Source organism: Pseudomonas sp. B21-056 (assembly GCF_026016325.1).
In the GTDB taxonomy this organism is placed as follows: Bacteria; Pseudomonadota; Gammaproteobacteria; order Pseudomonadales; family Pseudomonadaceae; genus Aquipseudomonas.
Genome location: NZ_CP087203.1, coordinates 5,696,932 through 5,716,386, shown reverse-complemented (window position 1 = coordinate 5,716,386; position 19,455 = coordinate 5,696,932). Strand labels below are relative to the sequence as shown.

Here is a 19,455-nt window from a genome sequence, read left to right as displayed (position 1 = left end):
CAGGAGGAAAGGCCTTGAAAGACCTACTGAATTTGCTGAAAAACCAGGGTCAAGTCGAAGAGTTCGACGCCATCCGTATCGGATTGGCCTCGCCTGAGATGATCCGTTCGTGGTCGTTCGGTGAAGTTAAAAAGCCGGAAACCATCAACTACCGTACGTTCAAACCTGAGCGTGACGGCCTGTTCTGCGCCAAGATCTTTGGCCCGGTAAAGGATTACGAGTGCCTGTGCGGTAAGTACAAGCGCTTGAAGCATCGCGGCGTGATCTGCGAGAAGTGCGGCGTTGAAGTTGCACTGGCCAAAGTTCGTCGTGAGCGCATGGCGCACATCGAGCTGGCGTCGCCGGTTGCCCACATCTGGTTCCTGAAATCGCTGCCGTCCCGTATCGGCCTGCTGATGGACATGACCCTGCGTGATATCGAACGTGTTCTCTACTTCGAGAGCTATGTCGTTATCGATCCAGGCATGACCACCCTTGAAAAAGGCCAGTTGCTGAACGACGAGCAGTATTTCGAAGCGCTGGAAGAGTTCGGCGACGATTTCGATGCCCGCATGGGTGCCGAAGCTGTCCGCGAACTGCTGCACGCGATCGACCTGGAGCACGAGATCGGCCGTCTGCGCGAAGAAATTCCGCAAACCAACTCCGAAACCAAGATCAAGAAACTGTCCAAGCGTCTGAAGTTGATGGAAGCCTTCCAGGGCTCCGGCAACCTGCCAGAGTGGATGGTGCTGACCGTTCTGCCGGTTCTGCCGCCAGACCTGCGTCCATTGGTTCCGCTCGATGGCGGTCGTTTCGCGACTTCCGACCTCAACGATCTGTATCGTCGGGTGATCAACCGTAACAACCGCTTGAAGCGCCTGCTCGACCTGTCCGCTCCGGACATCATCGTGCGCAACGAAAAGCGTATGTTGCAGGAAGCGGTCGACGCATTGCTCGACAACGGTCGTCGTGGCCGCGCTATCACTGGTTCCAACAAGCGTCCTCTGAAATCCCTGGCTGACATGATCAAGGGTAAGCAGGGTCGTTTCCGTCAGAACTTGCTCGGTAAGCGTGTTGACTACTCCGGTCGTTCGGTAATTACCGTAGGCCCGACCCTGCGTCTGCACCAGTGCGGCCTGCCTAAGAAAATGGCTCTGGAACTGTTCAAGCCGTTCATCTTCGGCAAGCTGGAAATGCGTGGTCTGGCGACCACCATCAAGGCCGCCAAGAAGATGGTCGAGCGCGAGCTGCCAGAGGTCTGGGACGTTCTCGCCGAAGTGATTCGCGAACACCCAGTGCTGCTCAACCGTGCACCGACCCTTCACCGTCTGGGCATCCAGGCGTTTGAACCGGTACTGATCGAAGGTAAGGCTATCCAGCTGCACCCGCTGGTCTGTGCTGCTTACAACGCCGACTTCGACGGTGACCAGATGGCCGTGCACGTGCCGCTGACGCTGGAAGCCCAGCTCGAAGCGCGCGCGTTGATGATGTCTACCAACAACATCCTGTCGCCAGCCAACGGTGAGCCGATCATCGTTCCGTCGCAGGACGTTGTATTGGGTCTGTACTACATGACTCGTGAAGCGATCAACGCCAAGGGCGAAGGTCGTGTGTTCGCGGATCTGCAGGAAGTTGACCGTGTGTTCCGTGCCGGCGAAGCCGCACTGCACGCCAAGGTCAAGGTGCGGATCAACGAAACCGTGAACGATCGTGATGGCAACAGCGTGACCAACACCCGTATCGTCGACACTACTGTCGGCCGTGCGCTGTTGTTCCAGGTGGTGCCTAAGGGCCTGTCCTTCGACGTCGTCAACCTGCCGATGAAGAAAAAGGCGATCTCCAAGCTGATCAACCAGTGCTACCGCGTGGTGGGTCTGAAAGAGACTGTGATCTTCGCTGACCAGCTGATGTACACCGGTTTTGCCTATTCGACCATTTCCGGCGTTTCCATCGGTGTTAACGACTTCGTTATCCCGGATGAAAAAGCCCGCATCATCGGTACTGCTACCGAGGAAGTGAAAGAGATCGAAAGTCAGTACGCCTCCGGCCTGGTAACCCAGGGCGAGAAGTACAACAAGGTGATCGACCTCTGGTCCAAGGCGAACGACGAAGTTTCCAAGGCGATGATGGCCAACCTCTCGAAAGAGAAAGTCATCGACCGTCATGGCGACGAAGTCGACCAGGAATCCTTCAACTCGATGTACATGATGGCCGACTCGGGCGCACGGGGTTCTGCTGCGCAGATCCGTCAGCTCGCCGGTATGCGTGGCCTGATGGCCAAGCCGGACGGCTCCATCATCGAGACCCCGATTACTGCGAACTTCCGTGAAGGTTTGAGCGTACTCCAGTACTTCATCTCCACGCACGGTGCTCGTAAGGGTCTTGCGGATACCGCGTTGAAAACGGCGAACTCCGGTTACCTGACTCGTCGTCTGGTGGACGTGGCGCAGGATCTGGTCGTGACCGAGATCGATTGCGGCACCGAACACGGCCTGCTGATGACACCGCACATTGAAGGCGGTGACGTTGTCGAGCCGCTGGGTGAGCGCGTACTGGGCCGTGTCATTGCCCGTGACGTCTTCAAGCCGGGTACCGAGGACGTCATCGTTCCTGCTGGCACCCTGGTCGACGAGAAGTGGGTCGAGTTCATCGAGCTCAACAGCATCGACGAAGTGATCGTACGTTCGCCGATCAGCTGCGAAACCCGCTACGGCATCTGCGCCAAGTGCTACGGTCGCGACCTGGCTCGTGGTCACCAGGTGAACATCGGTGAAGCGGTCGGCGTTATCGCTGCCCAGTCCATCGGTGAGCCGGGTACCCAGCTGACGATGCGTACGTTCCACATCGGTGGTGCGGCAAGCCGGACCTCCGCAGCCGACAGCGTTCAGGTGAAGAATGGCGGTACTGTCCGTCTGCACAACCTGAAGCACGTTGAACGCGTGGACGGTCACCTGGTGGCTGTGTCCCGTTCCGGTGAGCTGGCGATCGCGGACGACTTCGGTCGTGAGCGCGAGCGTTACAAGCTGCCTTACGGTGCTGTGATTTCGGTGAAGGAAGGTGACAAGGTCGAAGCTGGCGCAATCGTCGCCAAGTGGGACCCGCACACTCACCCGATCGTCACCGAGATGAAAGGTACCGTGACCTACGTGGGCATGGAAGAAGGCATCACGATCAAGCGTCAGACCGACGAATTGACCGGTATGACCAACATTGAAGTACTCGACGCCAAAGATCGTCCAGCTGCCGGCAAGGACATCCGTCCAGCCGTGAAGATGGTCGACGACAACGGCAAGGACCTGTTGCTGCCAGGCACTGACGTAATCGCTCAGTACTTCCTGCCAGCCAACGCCCTGGTCGGTGTAGCGGACGGTGCGCGGATCGCGATCGGTGATGTTATCGCTCGTATCCCGCAAGAAACTTCGAAGACTCGCGACATCACCGGTGGTCTGCCGCGTGTTGCCGACCTGTTCGAAGCCCGTCGTCCGAAAGAAGCGTCGATTCTGGCTGAAGTCAGCGGCACCATCGCGTTCGGTAAAGAGACCAAGGGCAAGCGCCGTCTGGTTATCACTCCGAACGACGGTAGCGATCCGTACGAAGAGCTGATTCCGAAGTGGCGTCACCTGAACGTCTTCGAAGGCGAACAGGTAAACCGCGGCGAAGTTATCTCCGACGGCCCGAGCGATCCACACGACATCCTGCGTCTGCTGGGTGTGAGTGCGCTGGCCAAGTACATCGTGAACGAGATCCAGGACGTTTACCGTCTGCAGGGCGTGAAGATCAACGATAAGCACATCGAGACCATCCTGCGTCAGATGCTGCGTAAAGTTGAGATCTCCGAGTCCGGCGATTCCAGCTTCATCAAGGGCGACCAGATGGAACTGACTCACGTACTGGTGGAGAACGAGCGTCTGAGCACGGAAGACAAGTTTGTCGCCAAGTTCACTCGCGTTCTGCTGGGTATCACCAAGGCGTCGTTGTCCACCGAATCGTTCATCTCGGCGGCTTCCTTCCAGGAAACCACCCGGGTGTTGACCGAAGCGGCAGTCACCGGCAAGCGCGATTACCTGCGCGGCCTGAAAGAAAACGTGGTCGTGGGTCGTCTGATCCCGGCCGGTACCGGTTTGGCCTATCACAGCGAGCGCAAGCGTCGCCGTGATGCAGACAAGCCGTTGCGCGTAAGCGCCAGTGAAGTGGAAGCTGCACTGACCGAAGCGTTGAACTCGAGCGGTAACTGAGTTCTGCGGTAATTAAGTGCCTGGCCCTGGTCGCCTCATTCGCCGGATCGAGACAAATTGTCGAGATCCGGCGAGCGAGGAGGTCGGGGCCTTGCCTTGACTGGGGACAAGATCCTCTTTAGACTCTTGATCCCCTAAATTTGGCGGGAATTCGTTCCTGCCATTTTGCTTTTCTTGTAAGACAATAGCGTCGCAAGACAACAGTGGAGCTAGTAGATGGCAACTATCAACCAGCTGGTACGTCAGCCGCGTAAGCGTATCGTCGAGAAATCCGACGTACCTGCGCTGCAGAACTGCCCGCAACGTCGTGGCGTATGCACCCGTGTGTATACCACCACGCCGAAAAAACCTAACTCGGCACTGCGTAAAGTATGCCGTGTGCGTCTGACCAACGGTTTCGAGGTTTCCTCGTACATCGGTGGTGAAGGCCACAACCTGCAAGAGCACAGCGTGGTACTGATCCGCGGCGGTCGTGTAAAAGACTTGCCAGGTGTTCGTTACCACACCGTTCGCGGCTCCTTGGATACCTCCGGCGTTAAAGGCCGTAACCAAGGTCGTTCGAAGTACGGTACCAAGCGTCCGAAGTAATCGGCCGTTTTGCAGTTTTTCATTTTTATTGAGTCGATAAGAGTAAGGTCGGGCACGCGTTTGCTGTCCCGGGCTAACCTGAAGACCGCTTGAGGGCTTATCATGCCAAGACGTCGCGTAGCAGCCAAACGTGAGATTCTGGACGATCCGAAATACGGAAGCCAGATTCTCGCCAAGTTCATGAACCACGTAATGGAAAGCGGCAAGAAAGCCGTTGCCGAACGTATCGTTTATGGCGCGCTGGAAAAAGTTAAAGAGCGTAAGAACTCCGATCCCCTGGAACTCTTCGAAAAAGCACTCGACGCCATCGCTCCGCTGGTCGAAGTGAAGTCGCGCCGCGTAGGCGGTGCTACCTACCAGGTTCCGGTTGAAGTTCGTCCGTCCCGTCGTAACGCTCTGGCCATGCGCTGGCTCGTAGACTTCGCCCGCAAGCGCGGCGAGAAGTCCATGGCTCTGCGTTTGGCTGGTGAGCTGCTGGACGCTGCTGAAGGTAAAGGTGCTGCAGTTAAGAAGCGTGAAGACGTGCACCGTATGGCTGAGGCCAACAAGGCTTTCTCGCACTACCGCTTCTAATTTTAGCGTCACTCAATTTGCGAGGGCTTTATGGCTCGTACAACCGATATTAAACGCTACCGTAACATTGGTATCGTTGCTCACGTGGATGCGGGTAAAACCACTACCACCGAGCGCGTCCTGTTCTACACGGGCGTAAACCACAAAATGGGCGAGGTGCATGATGGCGCCGCGACCATGGACTGGATGGTACAAGAGCAGGAGCGGGGTATTACCATTACCTCCGCTGCTACTACTGCTTTCTGGGAAGGCTCGAACAAGCAGTTCCCTAAGCACCGCTTCAACATCATCGATACCCCTGGCCACGTTGACTTCACCATTGAAGTAGAGCGTTCGCTGCGCGTACTCGACGGCGCTGTCGTTGTGTTCTGCGGTACTTCGGGCGTTGAGCCTCAGTCCGAAACCGTATGGCGTCAGGCCAACAAGTACGGTGTTCCGCGTCTTGTTTACGTAAACAAGATGGACCGTGCCGGTGCCAACTTCCTGCGTGTAATCGGTCAGATCAAGCAGCGTCTGGGTCACACCCCGGTGCCTATCCAGCTGGCTATCGGTTCCGAAGACAACTTCGAAGGTCAGATCGATCTGATGACCATGGAAGCTGTTCGTTGGAACGACGGCGACAAGGGTATGGCTGCCATTCGTGGTCCGATCCCGGCTGAGCTGCAAGAGCTGGCTGAAGAGTGGCGCAGCAACATGGTTGAGGCTGCGGCCGAAGCCAACGAAGAGCTGATGAACAAGTACCTGGAAGGCGAAGAGCTGTCGATCGAAGAGATCAAGGCCGCTCTGCGTCAGCGTACTATCGCTGGCGAAATCGTTCTGGCTGTTTGCGGTTCTTCCTTCAAGAACAAGGGTGTTCCCCTGGTTCTCGACGCCGTTATCGACTACCTGCCTGCACCGGTCGACATTCCAGCCATCAAGGGTTCCGACCCGGATGACGAGACTGTCGAAATGGAGCGTCATGCAGACGACAACGAGCCGTTCTCGGCTCTGGCGTTCAAGATCGCTACCGACCCATTCGTGGGTACCCTGACCTTTGCTCGCGTTTACTCGGGCGTGTTGAACTCCGGCGACGGCGTGATCAACTCGGTCAAGGGTAAGAAAGAGCGCGTGGGTCGTATGGTGCAGATGCACGCAAACACCCGCGAAGAGATCAAGGAAGTGCGCGCTGGCGACATCGCGGCCCTGATCGGCATGAAGGACGTCACCACTGGTGACACCCTGTGCTCCGCTGACAAGCCAATCATCCTGGTTCGCATGGACTTCCCGGAGCCGGTTATCTCGGTTGCCGTTGAGCCTAAAACCAAGGATGACCAGGAAAAAATGGGTATCGCTCTGGGCAAGCTCGCTCAGGAAGACCCGTCTTTCCGCGTCAAGACCGATGAAGAGACTGGTCAAACGATCATCTCTGGCATGGGCGAGTTGCACCTGGACATCCTGGTTGACCGGATGCGCCGTGAGTTCAACGTCGAAGCCAACATCGGTAAGCCACAGGTTTCCTATCGTGAGAAGATCACGAAGGCTTGTGAGATCGAAGGCAAGTTCGTTCGCCAGTCCGGCGGTCGTGGTCAGTTCGGCCACTGCTGGATCCGTTTTGCCCCTGCTGACGAAGGTCAGGAAGGTCTGCAATTCGTGAACGAAGTAGTCGGTGGTGTGGTTCCGAAGGAATACATCCCAGCTATCCAGAAGGGTATCGAAGAGCAGATGAAGAACGGCGTTGTTGCCGGCTATCCGCTGATCGGCCTGAAGGCTACCGTGTTCGATGGTTCTTACCACGACGTCGACTCCAACGAGATGGCGTTCAAGGTGGCGGCCTCCATGGCGACCAAGCAACTGGCTACCAAAGGTGGTGGTGTTGTTCTTGAGCCGATCATGAAGGTTGAAGTCGTAACACCTGAGGACTACATGGGCGACGTGATGGGTGACCTGAACCGTCGTCGCGGTCTGATCCAGGGTATGGAAGACACGGTTTCCGGTAAGGTTATCCGTGCCGAGGTTCCGCTGGGCGAGATGTTCGGTTACGCAACCGACGTTCGTTCCATGTCCCAGGGTCGCGCGAGCTACTCTATGGAATTCTCCAAATACTCCGAGGCTCCGTCGAACGTCGTCGAAGCTATCGTTAAAAAACAAGGCTGATTCAGCCCCTTTAGGCTAGGAGTTAATTGTCGTGGCTAAAGAAAAATTTGAACGTAACAAACCGCACGTCAACGTTGGCACCATCGGTCACGTTGACCACGGTAAAACCACTCTGACCGCTGCTCTGACCCGCGTCTGCTCCGAAGTTTTCGGTTCGGCCAAGGTTGACTTCGACAAGATCGACAGCGCCCCGGAAGAGAAAGCTCGTGGTATCACCATCAACACCGCTCACGTTGAATACGATTCGGCCGTGCGTCACTACGCACACGTTGACTGCCCAGGTCACGCCGACTACGTAAAAAACATGATCACCGGTGCTGCCCAGATGGATGGCGCGATCCTGGTTTGCTCGGCCGCCGATGGTCCGATGCCACAAACCCGTGAGCACATCCTGCTGTCCCGTCAGGTAGGCGTTCCGTACATCGTTGTCTTCCTGAACAAGGCTGACATGGTTGACGACGCTGAGCTGCTGGAACTGGTTGAGATGGAAGTGCGCGACCTGCTGAGCACTTACGACTTCCCAGGTGATGACACTCCAATCATCATCGGTTCGGCTCTGATGGCTCTGAACGGCCAAGACGACAACGAAATGGGCACCTCTGCTGTCAAGAAGCTGGTGGAAACTCTGGACAGCTACATCCCAGAGCCAGAGCGCGCTATCGACAAGCCGTTCCTGATGCCAATCGAAGACGTATTCTCGATCTCCGGTCGCGGTACTGTTGTGACCGGTCGTGTTGAGCGTGGCATCGTCCGTATCCAGGAAGAAGTTGAGATCGTCGGTCTGCGCGACACTCAGAAAACTACCTGCACCGGCGTTGAAATGTTCCGCAAGCTGCTCGACGAAGGTCGTGCTGGCGAGAACTGCGGCGTACTGCTGCGCGGCACCAAGCGTGACGACGTTGAGCGTGGCCAGGTTCTGGTCAAGCCAGGCACCGTCAAGCCGCACACCAAGTTCGTTGCAGAAGTCTACGTTCTGAGCAAGGAAGAAGGCGGTCGTCATACTCCGTTCTTCAAAGGCTACCGTCCACAGTTCTACTTCCGTACTACTGACGTGACTGGTAACTGCGAGCTGCCAGAAGGCGTTGAAATGGTAATGCCAGGTGACAACATCCAGATGACTGTCACTCTGATCAAAACCATCGCGATGGAAGACGGTCTGCGTTTCGCTATCCGTGAAGGCGGTCGTACCGTCGGCGCCGGCGTCGTAGCCAAAGTCATCGAGTAAGTCTCTTTTAGAGTCAGCTTGATGAGTTGAAAAAGCCCCCGCCAAGCGGGGGCTTTTTTATTGGGTTGACACCCATCGGGGGCGTCTATAGAATTGCGCCTCCTTTTAACGGGCGTATTGCGCCCGGTGGGAATAGCAGCCGGAGTCTGAAATCCAATGCAAAATCAGCAAATCCGTATCAGGTTGAAGGCCTTTGACCATCGCCTGATCGACCAATCCACCCAGGAAATCGTGGAAACCGCGAAACGTACTGGTGCTCAAGTGCGTGGTCCAATTCCACTGCCTACCCGTAAAGAGCGGTTCACCGTTCTGGTCTCCCCGCACGTCAACAAAGACGCGCGTGACCAGTACGAGATCCGTACTCATAAGCGCGTTCTGGACATCGTCCAGCCAACGGATAAAACCGTTGATGCACTTATGAAGCTTGATCTTGCGGCCGGTGTGGAAGTACAGATCAGCCTCGGCTAAGACTCGGTCTTAGTCGTGTAACGCTCTGAAATGGGCGGCCATAGCGGGTGAAAGCCCCGTACACTCATGAGGTTTACAACATGACTATTGGTGTAGTCGGTCGTAAATGCGGTATGACCCGTATTTTCACCGAAGAAGGTGTCTCCATTCCGGTCACGGTCATTGAGATCGAGCCGAATCGCGTCACCCAGTTCAAAACTGAAGAGACCGATGGCTATCGTGCAGTGCAAGTCACTGTCGGCGAGCGTCGTGCTTCGCGTGTAACAGCTGCTCAAGCTGGCCACTTCGCCAAGGCGAACGTTGCCGCTGGTCGTACCGTATTGGAATTCCGCCTTGAAGAAGGCGAGTACCAGGCCGGCGATCTGATCAACGCTGAAATCTTCGCTGCTGGTCAACTGGTTGATGTAACCGGTCAGTCCAAAGGTAAAGGCTTCCAGGGTACGATCAAGCGTTGGAACTTCCGCGGGCAAGATAACACCCACGGTAACTCCGTATCCCACCGCGTTCCAGGCTCTATCGGCCAGTGCCAGACTCCTGGTCGTGTATTCAAGGGCAAGAAAATGTCCGGTCATATGGGCGCCGAGCGCGTGACCGTGCAGTCCCTCGAAGTAGTGCGCGTGGACGCTGAACGCAATCTGTTGTTGGTCAAGGGCGCTGTTCCTGGCGCTACTGGCGGCAACGTGGTTGTACGTCCAGCAGCCAAGGCTCGCGGTTAAGGGGAAGCTGACATGCAATTAAATGTAAATGACGCTCAAGCGATCGAAGTTTCCGAACTGACATTTGGCGGCGAATTCAACGAGACGCTGGTTCACCAAGCAGTCGTGGCCTACATGGCCGGCGGCCGTCAAGGTAGCAAGCAGCAAAAGACCCGTTCCGACGTTTCCGGTGGCGGTAAGCGCCCATGGCGTCAGAAAGGTACTGGCCGTGCTCGTGCCGGTACTATCCGTAGCCCAATCTGGCGTGGCGGCGGTACCACTTTCGCAGCTCGTCCTCAGGATCACTCCCAGAAGCTGAACAAGAAGATGTATCGCGCAGCAATGCGTTCCATCCTTGCTGAGCTGGTGCGTACTGATCGTCTGGTCGTGGTTCAGGACTTCGCTGTTGAAGCACCGAAAACCAAAGATCTGCTGAACAAGCTGAACGGCATGGGCCTGACTGACGTCCTGATCGTGTCTGACGCTGTTGATCAGAACCTGTACCTGGCTGCTCGCAACCTGCCGCACGTCGATGTTCGTGACGTACAGGGTTCCGATCCGGTCAGTCTGATCGCATACGACAAGGTGTTGATCACCGTGTCGGCCGTGAAGAAATTCGAGGAGCTGCTGGGATGAACCAGGAACGCGTATTTAAAGTTCTGCTTGGCCCGCACGTTTCCGAGAAGGCTACGGTTCTGGCAGACAAGAAAGGCCAGTTCGTTTTCAAGGTTGCTACCGACGCAACCAAGCTGGAAATCAAGAAGGCCGTCGAAAGCCTGTTCAGCGTGAAAGTAGAGCGCGTGACTACCCTGAACGTTCTGGGTAAAAGCAAGCGCACTGCTCGCGGTCTGGGCAAGCGTAATGACTGGAAGAAGGCAGTTATCTCCCTTCAGCCAGGCCAAGATCTCGATTTCAGCAGCAGTGCTGAGTAAGGAGGGGGTGCATCATGGCAATCGTTAAATGCAAACCGACTTCCCCTGGCCGCCGTTTTGTGGTCAAGGTGGTCAACCAGGAGCTGCATAAAGGCGCTCCTCACGCACCGCTGCTCGAGAAAAAATCGAAGTCTGGTGGTCGTAACAACAATGGTCGTATCACTACACGTCACGTGGGTGGTGGTCATAAGCAGCATTATCGTCTGGTCGACTTCCGACGCAACGACAAGGATGGCATCGCTGCCACCGTCGAGCGTATCGAATACGATCCAAACCGTACTGCTCACATCGCTCTGCTGCTGTACGCAGATGGCGAGCGTCGCTACATCATCGCCCCTAAAGGCGTCAGCGCTGGCGACCAGCTGATCGCAGGTGCCCTGGCACCGATCAAGCCGGGCAACGCTCTGCAACTGCGTAACATTCCAGTTGGTAGCACCGTACACGGCATCGAATTGAAGCCAGGTAAAGGCGCGCAAATCGCTCGTTCCGCTGGTGCTTCGGCTCAGCTGATCGCTCGTGAAGGTGTCTATGTGACCCTGCGTCTGCGTTCTGGTGAGATGCGTAAAGTCCTGGCTGAATGCCGTGCGACCCTGGGCGAAGTCTCGAACTCCGAGCACAGCCTGCGTTCGTTGGGTAAAGCTGGCGCCAAGCGCTGGCGTGGCGTTCGCCCAACCGTTCGTGGTGTTGCCATGAACCCGGTTGACCACCCACATGGTGGTGGTGAAGGTCGTACCTCTGGTGGTCGTCATCCGGTATCGCCATGGGGCTTCCCGACTAAGGGCGCGAAGACTCGTGGTAATAAGCGTACCGACAAAATGATCGTCCGTCGTCGCAAGTAAATAGAGGGATACGACAGTGCCACGTTCTCTGAAAAAAGGTCCTTTTATTGATCTTCACCTACTGAAGAAGATCGAAGTGGCGGCGGAAAAGAACGATCGCAAACCAGTTAAGACCTGGTCGCGTCGTTCGATGATCCTGCCACAAATGGTCGGTCTGACCATCGCTGTACACAACGGTCGCCAGCACGTCCCAGTTCTCGTGAACGAAGACATGGTCGGCCACAAACTGGGCGAGTTCGCCGGTACCCGCACATATCGTGGGCACGTGGCTGACAAGAAAGCCAAGCGTTAAGGGGTAAGGAAATGGAAGTAGCCGCTAAGTTGTCGGGCGCTCGAATCTCCGCCCAGAAAGCCCGCTTGGTCGCCGACCAGATCCGCGGGAAGAAGGTGGGCGAAGCGCTCAACCTGTTGGCTTTCAGCAGTAAGAAAGCCGCCGAGATCATGAAAAAAGTGCTGGAGTCGGCCGTAGCCAACGCCGAGCATAACGAAGGCGCAGACGTTGATGACCTCAAGGTCAGCACCGTTTTCGTCAACGAAGGGCGTTCGCTGAAGCGCATCATGCCACGTGCCAAAGGCCGTGCTGATCGCATCGTCAAGCGGTCTTGCCATATCACTGTCAAGGTTGCTGACAAGTAACGGAGTCGAAGAGATGGGTCAGAAAGTACATCCCATTGGCATTCGCCTGGGAATCGTCAAGGAGCACACCTCCGTCTGGTACGCAGACGGTCGGACTTATGCGGACTACTTGTTCGCTGATCTGAAGGTGCGTGAGTATCTCCAAGACAAACTAAAAAGCGCGTCCGTAAGCCGTATCGATATCCATCGTCCGGCTCAGACTGCACGTATCACCATCCACACTGCTCGTCCAGGTATCGTTATCGGGAAGAAAGGTGAAGATGTTGAGAAACTGCGTCAGGACCTGACCAAGCAAATGGGTGTGCCTGTGCACATCAATATCGAAGAGATCCGCAAGCCGGAACTCGACGGTATGCTGGTTGCGCAGAGCGTAGCTCAGCAGCTGGAGCGTCGCGTCATGTTCCGTCGCGCTATGAAGCGCGCTGTACAGAACGCAATTCGCATTGGTGCCAAAGGCATCAAAATCCAAGTGAGCGGTCGTCTCGGCGGTGCTGAAATCGCACGTACTGAATGGTATCGCGAAGGTCGTGTGCCACTGCACACCCTGCGTGCCGACATCGACTATGCCAACTACGAAGCTCACACCACCTACGGTGTGATCGGTGTAAAGGTTTGGATCTTCAAAGGCGAAGTAATTGGTGGTCGCCAAGAAGAGCTGAAACCACAAGCACCAGCGCCTCGTAAAAAAGCTGCTAAGTAAGGGGTACGCCAAATGTTGCAACCAAAGCGTACGAAGTTCCGCAAGCAGATGACCGGTCACAATCGTGGCCTGGCATTGCGCGGTAGCAAAGTCAGCTTCGGCGAGTTCGCGCTGAAGTCTGTTGCTCGTGGTCGTCTCACCGCTCGTCAGATCGAGTCAGCGCGTCGTGCTCTGACCCGTCACGTAAAACGTGGCGGCAAGATCTGGATCCGTGTATTCCCGGACAAGCCTGTCACCAAGAAGCCACTCGAAGTTCGGATGGGTAAAGGTAAGGGTAACGTGGAGTACTGGGTTGCCCAGATTCAGCCAGGCAAAGTCCTGTATGAAATCGAGGGTGTTTCTGAAGAGCTGGCGCGTGAGGCTTTCGCCCTGGCTGCTGCAAAGCTGCCGCTCGCCACCTCCTTTGTTAAACGGACGGTGATGTGATGAAAGCGAATGAACTTCGTGAAAAATCAGCACAGCAGCTGAACGAGCAACTGCTCGGCCTGCTGCGCGACCAGTTCAATCTGCGTATGCAGAAAGCAACTGGCCAGTTGGGGCAGTCTCATCTGCTCTCGCAAGTTAAGCGTGACATCGCTCGCGTGAAAACTGTGCTCAACCAGCAGGCAGGTAAGTAATCATGGCTGAAGCCGAAAAAACTGTCCGTACGCTGACTGGCCGTGTTGTCAGCGACAAGATGGACAAAACCATCACCGTTCTGATCGAGCGTCGCGTTAAGCACCCGATCTACGGTAAATACGTTAAGCGTTCGACTAAGCTGCACGCGCACGACGAAACCAATCAATGCCACATCGGCGACAAGGTCACTATTCGTGAAACCCGTCCGATGGCCAAGACCAAATCTTGGGCGCTGGTTGATGTTCTCGAACGCGCTGTGGAAGTCTAAGGGCTAGGGGTCGGAGAAATTATATGATTCAGACTCAATCCATGCTTGATGTGGCCGATAACAGCGGCGCTCGCCGCGTTATGTGCATCAAGGTGCTGGGTGGCTCCCATCGTCGTTACGCTGCTATTGGCGACATCATCAAAGTTACCGTCAAGGAAGCAATTCCTCGCGGCAAGGTGAAAAAAGGCCAAGTGATGACTGCTGTTGTAGTCCGCACTCGCCACGGTGTTCGTCGCGCTGACGGCTCCATCATCCGCTTTGATGGCAACGCTGCTGTTCTGTTGAACAACAAGCAAGAGCCAATCGGCACCCGTATCTTTGGGCCAGTGACTCGTGAACTTCGTACTGAGAAGTTCATGAAGATCGTCTCGCTCGCCCCAGAAGTGCTGTAAGGAGATCCGACATGCAAAAGATTCGTCGTGACGACGAGATCATCGTGATCGCCGGCAAAGACAAGGGCAAGCGCGGTAAGGTGCTCAAGGTTCTCGCTGACAACCGTCTGGTTGTTGGTGGTCTGAACCTGGTCAAGCGCCATACCAAGCCTAACCCGATGTCGGGCGTACAGGGCGGTATCGTCGAGAAAGAAGCGCCACTGCACGCTTCCAACGTCGCCATTTTCAACGGCGAAACCAACAAGGCTGACCGCGTTGGTTTCAAAGTAGAAGACGGCAAAAAAATTCGTGTCTTCAAGTCGACCCAAAAAGCGGTTGATGCTTGAACACTGCTAGGTAGAAGACCATGGCACGACTGAAAGAGATTTACCGGAAGGAAATCGCACCGAAGCTTAAGGAAGAACTTAAGCTGGCGAACGTGATGGAAGTTCCGCGCATTACCAAGATCACCCTGAACATGGGTCTGGGCGAAGCGATCGGCGACAAGAAAGTCATCGAGCACGCGGTAGCTGACCTGGAGAAGATCACCGGCCAGAAAGTCGTTGTGACTCACGCTCGCAAATCCATCGCCGGCTTCAAAGTCCGCGAAGGTTGGCCGATCGGTGTCAAAGTGACCCTGCGTCGCGATCGTATGTACGAGTTCCTGGATCGTCTGCTGTCGATCTCCCTGCCTCGGGTTCGCGACTTCCGCGGCCTGAATGCCAAGTCCTTCGATGGTCGTGGCAACTACAGCATGGGCGTGAAAGAGCAGATCATTTTCCCGGAAATCGATTACGACAAGATCGATGCTCTGCGCGGTCTGGACATTACCCTGACCACCACTGCCAAATCGGATGACGAAGGTCGCGCTCTGCTGCGTGCTTTCAAATTCCCGTTCCGCAACTGATTGGAGTAGGAAAATGGCCAAGAAGAGCATGAAGAACCGTGAGCTGAAGCGTCAGCTCACCGTTGCCAAGTACGCCACCAAGCGTGCAGCGCTGAAAGCTATCATCGTTGATCTGAACGCAAGTCCAGAAGCACGTTGGGAAGCTACCGTAGCACTGCAGAAGCAGCCTCGTGACGCAAGCGCCTCGCGCATGCGTAACCGCTGCCGCCTGACTGGTCGTCCGCACGGCGTATACCGCAAGTTCGGCCTCGGCCGTAACATGCTGCGCCAAGCTGCAATGCGTGGTGACGTTCCAGGTCTGGTTAAAGCCAGCTGGTAAGCACTGTCAAAGCCTCGGCGTTCGGGATCCCAGGATCCTGACCGCCGGTGGCCTTGAATCTGGATCAAGCCCCTTTTGGGGCTTGATTCATTTCTGGGGTGTGTCTAGAATACCCGGCTCGCCTGAGCCCGTGTTTTTATTGCGCGGTTGCACTCGGCGACACGTACTAGCCGAAAGGCTAATTTTTTGTGTATTAGGAGCGTCTAGCCCATGAGTATGCAGGACCCGTTAGCGGACATGCTAACTCGTATCCGTAATGCCCAGATGGCTGAAAAGTCCGTCGTAAGCATGCCATCTTCTACTTTGAAGGTAGCTGTTGCCAAAGTCCTGAAGGACGAAGGTTACATTGCGGGTTATCAGATCAGCAGCGAAATCAAGCCTCTGCTGTCCATCGAGCTGAAATACTTCGAAGGCCGTCCGGTCATCGAGGAAGTGAAGCGCGTTAGCCGTCCAGGCCTGCGTCAGTACAAGTCCGTCGAGGATCTGCCGAAAGTTCGCGGCGGTCTGGGCGTGTCTATCGTCTCCACCAACAAGGGTGTGATGACTGATCGTGCTGCGCGCGCTGCCGGTGTCGGCGGCGAAGTTCTTTGCACTGTGTTCTAAGGGGGGATAAGCATGTCTCGCGTCGCTAAGAACCCCGTTAAGCTGCCAGCCGGTGTCGAAGTCAAATTCGCAGGCCAACAGCTTTCGGTGAAGGGTGCCAAGGGTACTCTTGAACTGAACATCCATTCGTCCGTTGAGATCGTTGAAGAAGCCGGTGAGCTGCGTTTCGCTGCTCGCAATGGCGATCAACAGACTCGCGCAATGGCTGGTACCACTCGTGCGTTGGTAAACAACATGGTCCAAGGCGTAAGCCAAGGCTTCGAGCGCAAGCTCCAGCTGGTCGGTGTTGGTTACAAAGCGCAAGCAAAAGGCTCGGTTCTGAACCTGGCTCTTGGCTTCTCGCACCCAGTGGATTACGAACTGCCGGAAGGCATCACCGCTGAGACTCCTAGCCAGACCGATATCCTGATCAAGGGCATCGACAAGCAGCTGGTAGGTCAAGTGGCCGCCGAGATCCGCGACTTCCGTCCACCAGAGCCGTACAAAGGCAAAGGTGTGCGCTACGCGGACGAAGTCGTCCGTCGTAAAGAAGCCAAGAAGAAGTAGGGCATAGCAAATGACCGACAAAAAAGTTACTCGACTGCGTCGCGCTCGCAAAGCACGCCTGAAAATGCACGAACTCGAAGTCGTGCGTCTCTGCGTGTTCCGCTCTTCGCAGCACATCTACGCCCAGGTCATTTCGGCCGACGGCAACAAGGTCCTGGCAAGTGCCTCGACTTTGGATAAAGAACTGCGTGATGGTGCCACCGGCAACATCGACGCGGCCACTAAGGTTGGCCAGCTGGTCGCTACGCGTGCTAAAGCCGCTGGCGTCTCGCAGGTGGCTTTCGACCGCTCTGGCTTCAAGTACCACGGCCGCGTCAAGGCGCTGGCTGATGCTGCTCGTGAAGCTGGGCTGGAGTTCTAAGTTATGTCAAATAACGACCAAAAGCGCGACGAAGGCTACATCGAGAAGCTGGTTCAAGTTAACCGCGTAGCCAAAACCGTTAAAGGCGGCCGTATCTTCACTTTCACCGCGCTGACCGTGGTGGGTGATGGTAAGGGCCGTGTTGGCTTCGGCCGTGGCAAGTCGCGTGAAGTGCCTGCTGCGATCCAGAAGGCAATGGAAGCTGCTCGCCGCAACATGATCCAGGTTGATCTGAACGGCACCACCCTGCAGTACGCAATGAAGTCCGCCCATGGCGCTTCGAAGGTGTACATGCAGCCTGCTTCTGAAGGTACCGGTATCATCGCTGGCGGCGCTATGCGTGCTGTCCTCGAAGTTGCTGGCGTTCAGAACGTTCTGGCCAAGTGCTACGGCTCGACTAACCCTGTAAACGTGGTTCACGCCACTTTCAAGGGTTTGAAGGCAATGCAGTCTCCTGAATCCATTGCCGCCAAGCGTGGCAAAAGCGTCAAGGAGATCTTCTGATCATGGCTACCGTAAAAGTTACGCTGATCAAAAGCATGACCGGCCGCATCCCTAACCACAAACTGTGCGTTAAGGGTCTGGGTCTGCGTCGCATCGGTCACACTGTAGAAGTCCAGGATACTCCCGAGAATCGCGGGATGATCAACAAGGCTTACTACATGCTGCGTGTCGAGGGTTAATCGATGAAACTCAATGATCTGAGTCCAGCGCCGGGTTCCCGTCGCGAAAAGCATCGTCCGGGCCGTGGTATCGGTAGTGGTTTGGGCAAGACCGGTGGCCGTGGCCACAAAGGTCAGACCTCCCGCTCCGGTGGCACTATTGCTCCAGGCTTTGAAGGCGGTCAACAGCCGCTGCATCGTCGCCTGCCGAAGTTCGGTTTCGTTTCCCTGAAGGCCATGGACCGCGCAGAAGTGCGTCTGTCCGAGCTGGCTAAAGTGGACGGCGACATCGTCACCGTGCAGTCCCTGAAGGATGCCAACGTGATCAACCAGAACGTACAGCGTGTGAAAATCATGCTGTCGGGCGAAGTTGCTCGTGCTGTCACCATCGGAAAGGGAATCGGCGCCACCAAAGGTGCGCGTGCGGCTATCGAAGCAGCTGGCGGCAAGTTCGAGGAATAAATGGCTAAGCAAGGTGCTCTCTCTGCGCTCGGCAAAGGCGGTATGTCTGAACTCTGGGCTCGTCTGCGTTTTCTGTTCCTGGCGATTATCGTCTACCGAATAGGCGCACACATCCCGGTTCCAGGTATCAACCCGGACCGACTCGCAGACCTGTTTCGACAGAATGAGGGGACCATTCTTAGCTTGTTCAACATGTTTTCCGGCGGCGCGCTGGAGCGGATGAGCATCTTTGCACTGGGGATCATGCCGTACATTTCGGCATCGATCATCATGCAACTGATGACGGCCGTCAGCCCGCAGCTGGAGCAGTTGAAGAAGGAAGGTGAAGCTGGCCGTCGCAAGATCAGCCAGTACACCCGCTACGGCACTGTCGTACTCGCTCTCGTCCAGGCCATTGGCATGTCCATTGGCCTGGCAGGGCAGGGCGTTTCGTTCACTGCTGACCTGAGCTTCTATTTCGTCGCGGTTACCACATTTGTGGCAGGCGCGATGTTCATGATGTGGCTGGGTGAGCAGATTACTGAGCGTGGTGTTGGCAACGGTATCTCGATGTTGATCTTCGCAGGTATCGTCGCCGGTCTTCCGAGAGCGATCGGGCAGTCTTTCGAGTCTGCGCGTCAGGGTGATATCAATATTTTCGCCCTGGTTGCCATCGGTTTGCTGGCAGTAGCGATTATCGGTTTCGTGGTGTTCATTGAGCGTGGTCAGCGTCGTATTGCTGTTCACTACGCCAAGCGTCAGCAAGGCCGCAAGGTGTTTGCTGCGCAGACCAGCCACTTGCCGTTGAAGGTGAACATGGCCGGTGTTATCCCGGCTATTTTCGCGAGCAGCATCTTGCTGTTCCCGGCTTCGTTGGGTGCCTGGTTCGGCCAGTCTGAAGGTATGGGCTGGTTGCAGGACATCTCGCAGTCGATCGCTCCTGGTCAGCCGTTGAATATTCTGCTGTTTAGTGCAGGGATTATTTTCTTCTGCTTCTTCTATACGGCGTTGATGTTCAATCCGAAAGACGTAGCGGAAAACCTGAAGAAGTCCGGTGCCTTTATTCCGGGCATCCGTCCAGGTGAGCAGTCTGCGCGCTACATTGATGGCGTTCTGACTCGCTTGACCATGTTCGGTGCTCTTTACATGACGGCCGTCTGCCTGCTGCCCCAGTTCCTGGTGGTTGCAGCAAACGTACCGTTCTACCTTGGCGGGACCTCGTTGCTGATCGTGGTCGTGGTTGTGATGGACTTCATGTCCCAAGTACAATCGCACCTCGTTTCGCACCAGTACGAATCCCTGATGAAGAAAGCCAACCTGAAGGGCTACGGCAGCGGCATGCTGCGCTGAGTAGCG

Annotated in this window: 27 protein-coding genes; all 27 read left to right on the top strand. The window is 56.0% G+C overall.

Translation table 11 applies throughout. From position 1 onward, the window contains the following. Nucleotides 1-14: 14 nt before the first annotated feature. Nucleotides 15-4,214: a DNA-directed RNA polymerase subunit beta' gene (gene rpoC, locus LOY67_RS24960; RefSeq protein ID WP_265064863.1), complete on the top strand. Its 4,200-nt coding sequence runs from the start codon at nucleotides 15-17 to the stop codon at nucleotides 4,212-4,214. A 216-nt stretch (nucleotides 4,215-4,430) separates the two neighbouring features. After that, the gene (gene rpsL / locus LOY67_RS24955) at nucleotides 4,431-4,802 is read left to right on the top strand and encodes a 30S ribosomal protein S12 (RefSeq protein ID WP_003186084.1); all 372 of its coding nucleotides are present in this window, start codon (nucleotides 4,431-4,433) and stop codon (nucleotides 4,800-4,802) included. A 102-nt stretch (nucleotides 4,803-4,904) separates the two neighbouring features. Next, complete coding sequence (gene rpsG, locus LOY67_RS24950) at nucleotides 4,905-5,375, top strand: 30S ribosomal protein S7 (protein ID WP_024776462.1); 471 nt, start codon at nucleotides 4,905-4,907, stop codon at nucleotides 5,373-5,375. 30 nt (nucleotides 5,376-5,405) lie between these two features. After that, nucleotides 5,406-7,508, top strand: a complete 2,103-nt coding sequence (fusA, locus tag LOY67_RS24945) for an elongation factor G (RefSeq protein WP_024776463.1) — start codon at nucleotides 5,406-5,408, stop codon at nucleotides 7,506-7,508. Nucleotides 7,509-7,539: 31 nt separating this feature from the next. Next, nucleotides 7,540-8,733, top strand: coding sequence for an elongation factor Tu (tuf, locus tag LOY67_RS24940; RefSeq protein WP_265064862.1), 1,194 nt, complete (start codon nucleotides 7,540-7,542; stop codon nucleotides 8,731-8,733). Between the two features lie 156 nt (nucleotides 8,734-8,889). Continuing rightward, on the top strand, nucleotides 8,890-9,201 hold the full coding sequence (gene rpsJ / locus LOY67_RS24935) for a 30S ribosomal protein S10 (RefSeq protein WP_003186070.1): 312 nt from the start codon (nucleotides 8,890-8,892) through the stop codon (nucleotides 9,199-9,201). Nucleotides 9,202-9,281: 80 nt separating this feature from the next. After that, nucleotides 9,282-9,917: a 50S ribosomal protein L3 gene (gene rplC / locus LOY67_RS24930; protein ID WP_041022493.1), complete on the top strand. Its 636-nt coding sequence runs from the start codon at nucleotides 9,282-9,284 to the stop codon at nucleotides 9,915-9,917. A 12-nt stretch (nucleotides 9,918-9,929) separates the two neighbouring features. Then, nucleotides 9,930-10,532, top strand: coding sequence for a 50S ribosomal protein L4 (rplD, locus tag LOY67_RS24925; protein ID WP_003186057.1), 603 nt, complete (start codon nucleotides 9,930-9,932; stop codon nucleotides 10,530-10,532). Further along, nucleotides 10,529-10,828, top strand: a complete 300-nt coding sequence (gene rplW, locus LOY67_RS24920) for a 50S ribosomal protein L23 (protein WP_002555488.1) — start codon at nucleotides 10,529-10,531, stop codon at nucleotides 10,826-10,828. The genes rplD and rplW overlap by 4 nt, the downstream gene beginning before the upstream one ends. A gap of 14 nt (nucleotides 10,829-10,842) precedes the next feature. Further along, complete coding sequence (rplB, locus tag LOY67_RS24915) at nucleotides 10,843-11,667, top strand: 50S ribosomal protein L2 (RefSeq protein WP_007924198.1); 825 nt, start codon at nucleotides 10,843-10,845, stop codon at nucleotides 11,665-11,667. Between the two features lie 16 nt (nucleotides 11,668-11,683). Then, nucleotides 11,684-11,959 (top strand): 30S ribosomal protein S19, encoded by a 276-nt coding sequence (gene rpsS, locus LOY67_RS24910; protein WP_002555486.1) that lies wholly within the window; start codon nucleotides 11,684-11,686, stop codon nucleotides 11,957-11,959. Between the two features lie 11 nt (nucleotides 11,960-11,970). Next, nucleotides 11,971-12,303, top strand: a complete 333-nt coding sequence (rplV, locus tag LOY67_RS24905) for a 50S ribosomal protein L22 (protein WP_003103908.1) — start codon at nucleotides 11,971-11,973, stop codon at nucleotides 12,301-12,303. 13 nt (nucleotides 12,304-12,316) lie between these two features. After that, nucleotides 12,317-13,003 (top strand): 30S ribosomal protein S3, encoded by a 687-nt coding sequence (rpsC, locus tag LOY67_RS24900; RefSeq protein WP_024778328.1) that lies wholly within the window; start codon nucleotides 12,317-12,319, stop codon nucleotides 13,001-13,003. Nucleotides 13,004-13,015: 12 nt separating this feature from the next. After that, nucleotides 13,016-13,429, top strand: a complete 414-nt coding sequence (gene rplP / locus LOY67_RS24895; protein WP_003186052.1) for a 50S ribosomal protein L16 — start codon at nucleotides 13,016-13,018, stop codon at nucleotides 13,427-13,429. Next, on the top strand, nucleotides 13,429-13,620 hold the full coding sequence (gene rpmC / locus LOY67_RS24890; RefSeq protein WP_002555481.1) for a 50S ribosomal protein L29: 192 nt from the start codon (nucleotides 13,429-13,431) through the stop codon (nucleotides 13,618-13,620). Before rplP ends, rpmC begins: the two co-directional genes overlap by 1 nt. 2 nt (nucleotides 13,621-13,622) lie before the next feature. Further along, the gene (rpsQ, locus tag LOY67_RS24885; protein ID WP_003194644.1) at nucleotides 13,623-13,889 is read left to right on the top strand and encodes a 30S ribosomal protein S17; all 267 of its coding nucleotides are present in this window, start codon (nucleotides 13,623-13,625) and stop codon (nucleotides 13,887-13,889) included. Between the two features lie 23 nt (nucleotides 13,890-13,912). Beyond that, a complete protein-coding gene (gene rplN / locus LOY67_RS24880; protein WP_024778329.1) occupies nucleotides 13,913-14,281 on the top strand; it encodes a 50S ribosomal protein L14 in 369 nt (122 codons plus the stop codon). Nucleotides 14,282-14,292: 11 nt separating this feature from the next. Continuing rightward, nucleotides 14,293-14,607 (top strand): 50S ribosomal protein L24, encoded by a 315-nt coding sequence (gene rplX, locus LOY67_RS24875; protein ID WP_003186046.1) that lies wholly within the window; start codon nucleotides 14,293-14,295, stop codon nucleotides 14,605-14,607. Between the two features lie 20 nt (nucleotides 14,608-14,627). Continuing rightward, nucleotides 14,628-15,167: a 50S ribosomal protein L5 gene (gene rplE, locus LOY67_RS24870; RefSeq protein ID WP_024778330.1), complete on the top strand. Its 540-nt coding sequence runs from the start codon at nucleotides 14,628-14,630 to the stop codon at nucleotides 15,165-15,167. Nucleotides 15,168-15,180: 13 nt separating this feature from the next. Further along, the gene (rpsN, locus tag LOY67_RS24865) at nucleotides 15,181-15,486 is read left to right on the top strand and encodes a 30S ribosomal protein S14 (protein ID WP_003186042.1); all 306 of its coding nucleotides are present in this window, start codon (nucleotides 15,181-15,183) and stop codon (nucleotides 15,484-15,486) included. A 210-nt stretch (nucleotides 15,487-15,696) separates the two neighbouring features. Beyond that, entirely contained in the window at nucleotides 15,697-16,089 is a 393-nt protein-coding gene (gene rpsH, locus LOY67_RS24860; protein WP_017848802.1) for a 30S ribosomal protein S8, read from the top strand. A gap of 12 nt (nucleotides 16,090-16,101) precedes the next feature. Beyond that, complete coding sequence (gene rplF, locus LOY67_RS24855; protein ID WP_024077677.1) at nucleotides 16,102-16,635, top strand: 50S ribosomal protein L6; 534 nt, start codon at nucleotides 16,102-16,104, stop codon at nucleotides 16,633-16,635. 10 nt (nucleotides 16,636-16,645) lie between these two features. Then, nucleotides 16,646-16,996, top strand: a complete 351-nt coding sequence (rplR, locus tag LOY67_RS24850) for a 50S ribosomal protein L18 (RefSeq protein ID WP_003186037.1) — start codon at nucleotides 16,646-16,648, stop codon at nucleotides 16,994-16,996. A gap of 3 nt (nucleotides 16,997-16,999) precedes the next feature. Continuing rightward, nucleotides 17,000-17,500 (top strand): 30S ribosomal protein S5, encoded by a 501-nt coding sequence (gene rpsE, locus LOY67_RS24845; protein ID WP_003186035.1) that lies wholly within the window; start codon nucleotides 17,000-17,002, stop codon nucleotides 17,498-17,500. Between the two features lie 2 nt (nucleotides 17,501-17,502). Continuing rightward, on the top strand, nucleotides 17,503-17,679 hold the full coding sequence (rpmD, locus tag LOY67_RS24840) for a 50S ribosomal protein L30 (protein WP_003176408.1): 177 nt from the start codon (nucleotides 17,503-17,505) through the stop codon (nucleotides 17,677-17,679). Nucleotides 17,680-17,682: 3 nt separating this feature from the next. Next, on the top strand, nucleotides 17,683-18,120 hold the full coding sequence (gene rplO / locus LOY67_RS24835) for a 50S ribosomal protein L15 (protein ID WP_003186032.1): 438 nt from the start codon (nucleotides 17,683-17,685) through the stop codon (nucleotides 18,118-18,120). Next, entirely contained in the window at nucleotides 18,121-19,449 is a 1,329-nt protein-coding gene (secY, locus tag LOY67_RS24830; protein ID WP_265064861.1) for a preprotein translocase subunit SecY, read from the top strand. It abuts the gene before it with no gap. Nucleotides 19,450-19,455: the final 6 nt, after the last annotated feature.

Coding starts and splice junctions, on each gene's coding strand:
- rpsH (WP_017848802.1), top strand. CDS start 15,697: ATGAGTATGCAGGACCCGTTAGCGGACATGCTAACTCGTATCCGTAAT.
- rpsE (WP_003186035.1), top strand. CDS start 17,000: ATGTCAAATAACGACCAAAAGCGCGACGAAGGCTACATCGAGAAGCTG.
- rpsJ (WP_003186070.1), top strand. CDS start 8,890: ATGCAAAATCAGCAAATCCGTATCAGGTTGAAGGCCTTTGACCATCGC.
- rpsL (WP_003186084.1), top strand. CDS start 4,431: ATGGCAACTATCAACCAGCTGGTACGTCAGCCGCGTAAGCGTATCGTC.
- rplP (WP_003186052.1), top strand. CDS start 13,016: ATGTTGCAACCAAAGCGTACGAAGTTCCGCAAGCAGATGACCGGTCAC.
- rpsN (WP_003186042.1), top strand. CDS start 15,181: ATGGCCAAGAAGAGCATGAAGAACCGTGAGCTGAAGCGTCAGCTCACC.
- rplO (WP_003186032.1), top strand. CDS start 17,683: ATGAAACTCAATGATCTGAGTCCAGCGCCGGGTTCCCGTCGCGAAAAG.
- rplX (WP_003186046.1), top strand. CDS start 14,293: ATGCAAAAGATTCGTCGTGACGACGAGATCATCGTGATCGCCGGCAAA.
- rplC (WP_041022493.1), top strand. CDS start 9,282: ATGACTATTGGTGTAGTCGGTCGTAAATGCGGTATGACCCGTATTTTC.
- rpsG (WP_024776462.1), top strand. CDS start 4,905: ATGCCAAGACGTCGCGTAGCAGCCAAACGTGAGATTCTGGACGATCCG.
- rplD (WP_003186057.1), top strand. CDS start 9,930: ATGCAATTAAATGTAAATGACGCTCAAGCGATCGAAGTTTCCGAACTG.
- rpmC (WP_002555481.1), top strand. CDS start 13,429: ATGAAAGCGAATGAACTTCGTGAAAAATCAGCACAGCAGCTGAACGAG.
- rplE (WP_024778330.1), top strand. CDS start 14,628: ATGGCACGACTGAAAGAGATTTACCGGAAGGAAATCGCACCGAAGCTT.
- rplN (WP_024778329.1), top strand. CDS start 13,913: ATGATTCAGACTCAATCCATGCTTGATGTGGCCGATAACAGCGGCGCT.
- secY (WP_265064861.1), top strand. CDS start 18,121: ATGGCTAAGCAAGGTGCTCTCTCTGCGCTCGGCAAAGGCGGTATGTCT.
- rplW (WP_002555488.1), top strand. CDS start 10,529: ATGAACCAGGAACGCGTATTTAAAGTTCTGCTTGGCCCGCACGTTTCC.
- rplF (WP_024077677.1), top strand. CDS start 16,102: ATGTCTCGCGTCGCTAAGAACCCCGTTAAGCTGCCAGCCGGTGTCGAA.
- rpmD (WP_003176408.1), top strand. CDS start 17,503: ATGGCTACCGTAAAAGTTACGCTGATCAAAAGCATGACCGGCCGCATC.
- rpsC (WP_024778328.1), top strand. CDS start 12,317: ATGGGTCAGAAAGTACATCCCATTGGCATTCGCCTGGGAATCGTCAAG.
- rpsQ (WP_003194644.1), top strand. CDS start 13,623: ATGGCTGAAGCCGAAAAAACTGTCCGTACGCTGACTGGCCGTGTTGTC.
- fusA (WP_024776463.1), top strand. CDS start 5,406: ATGGCTCGTACAACCGATATTAAACGCTACCGTAACATTGGTATCGTT.
- rplV (WP_003103908.1), top strand. CDS start 11,971: ATGGAAGTAGCCGCTAAGTTGTCGGGCGCTCGAATCTCCGCCCAGAAA.
- rplR (WP_003186037.1), top strand. CDS start 16,646: ATGACCGACAAAAAAGTTACTCGACTGCGTCGCGCTCGCAAAGCACGC.
- rplB (WP_007924198.1), top strand. CDS start 10,843: ATGGCAATCGTTAAATGCAAACCGACTTCCCCTGGCCGCCGTTTTGTG.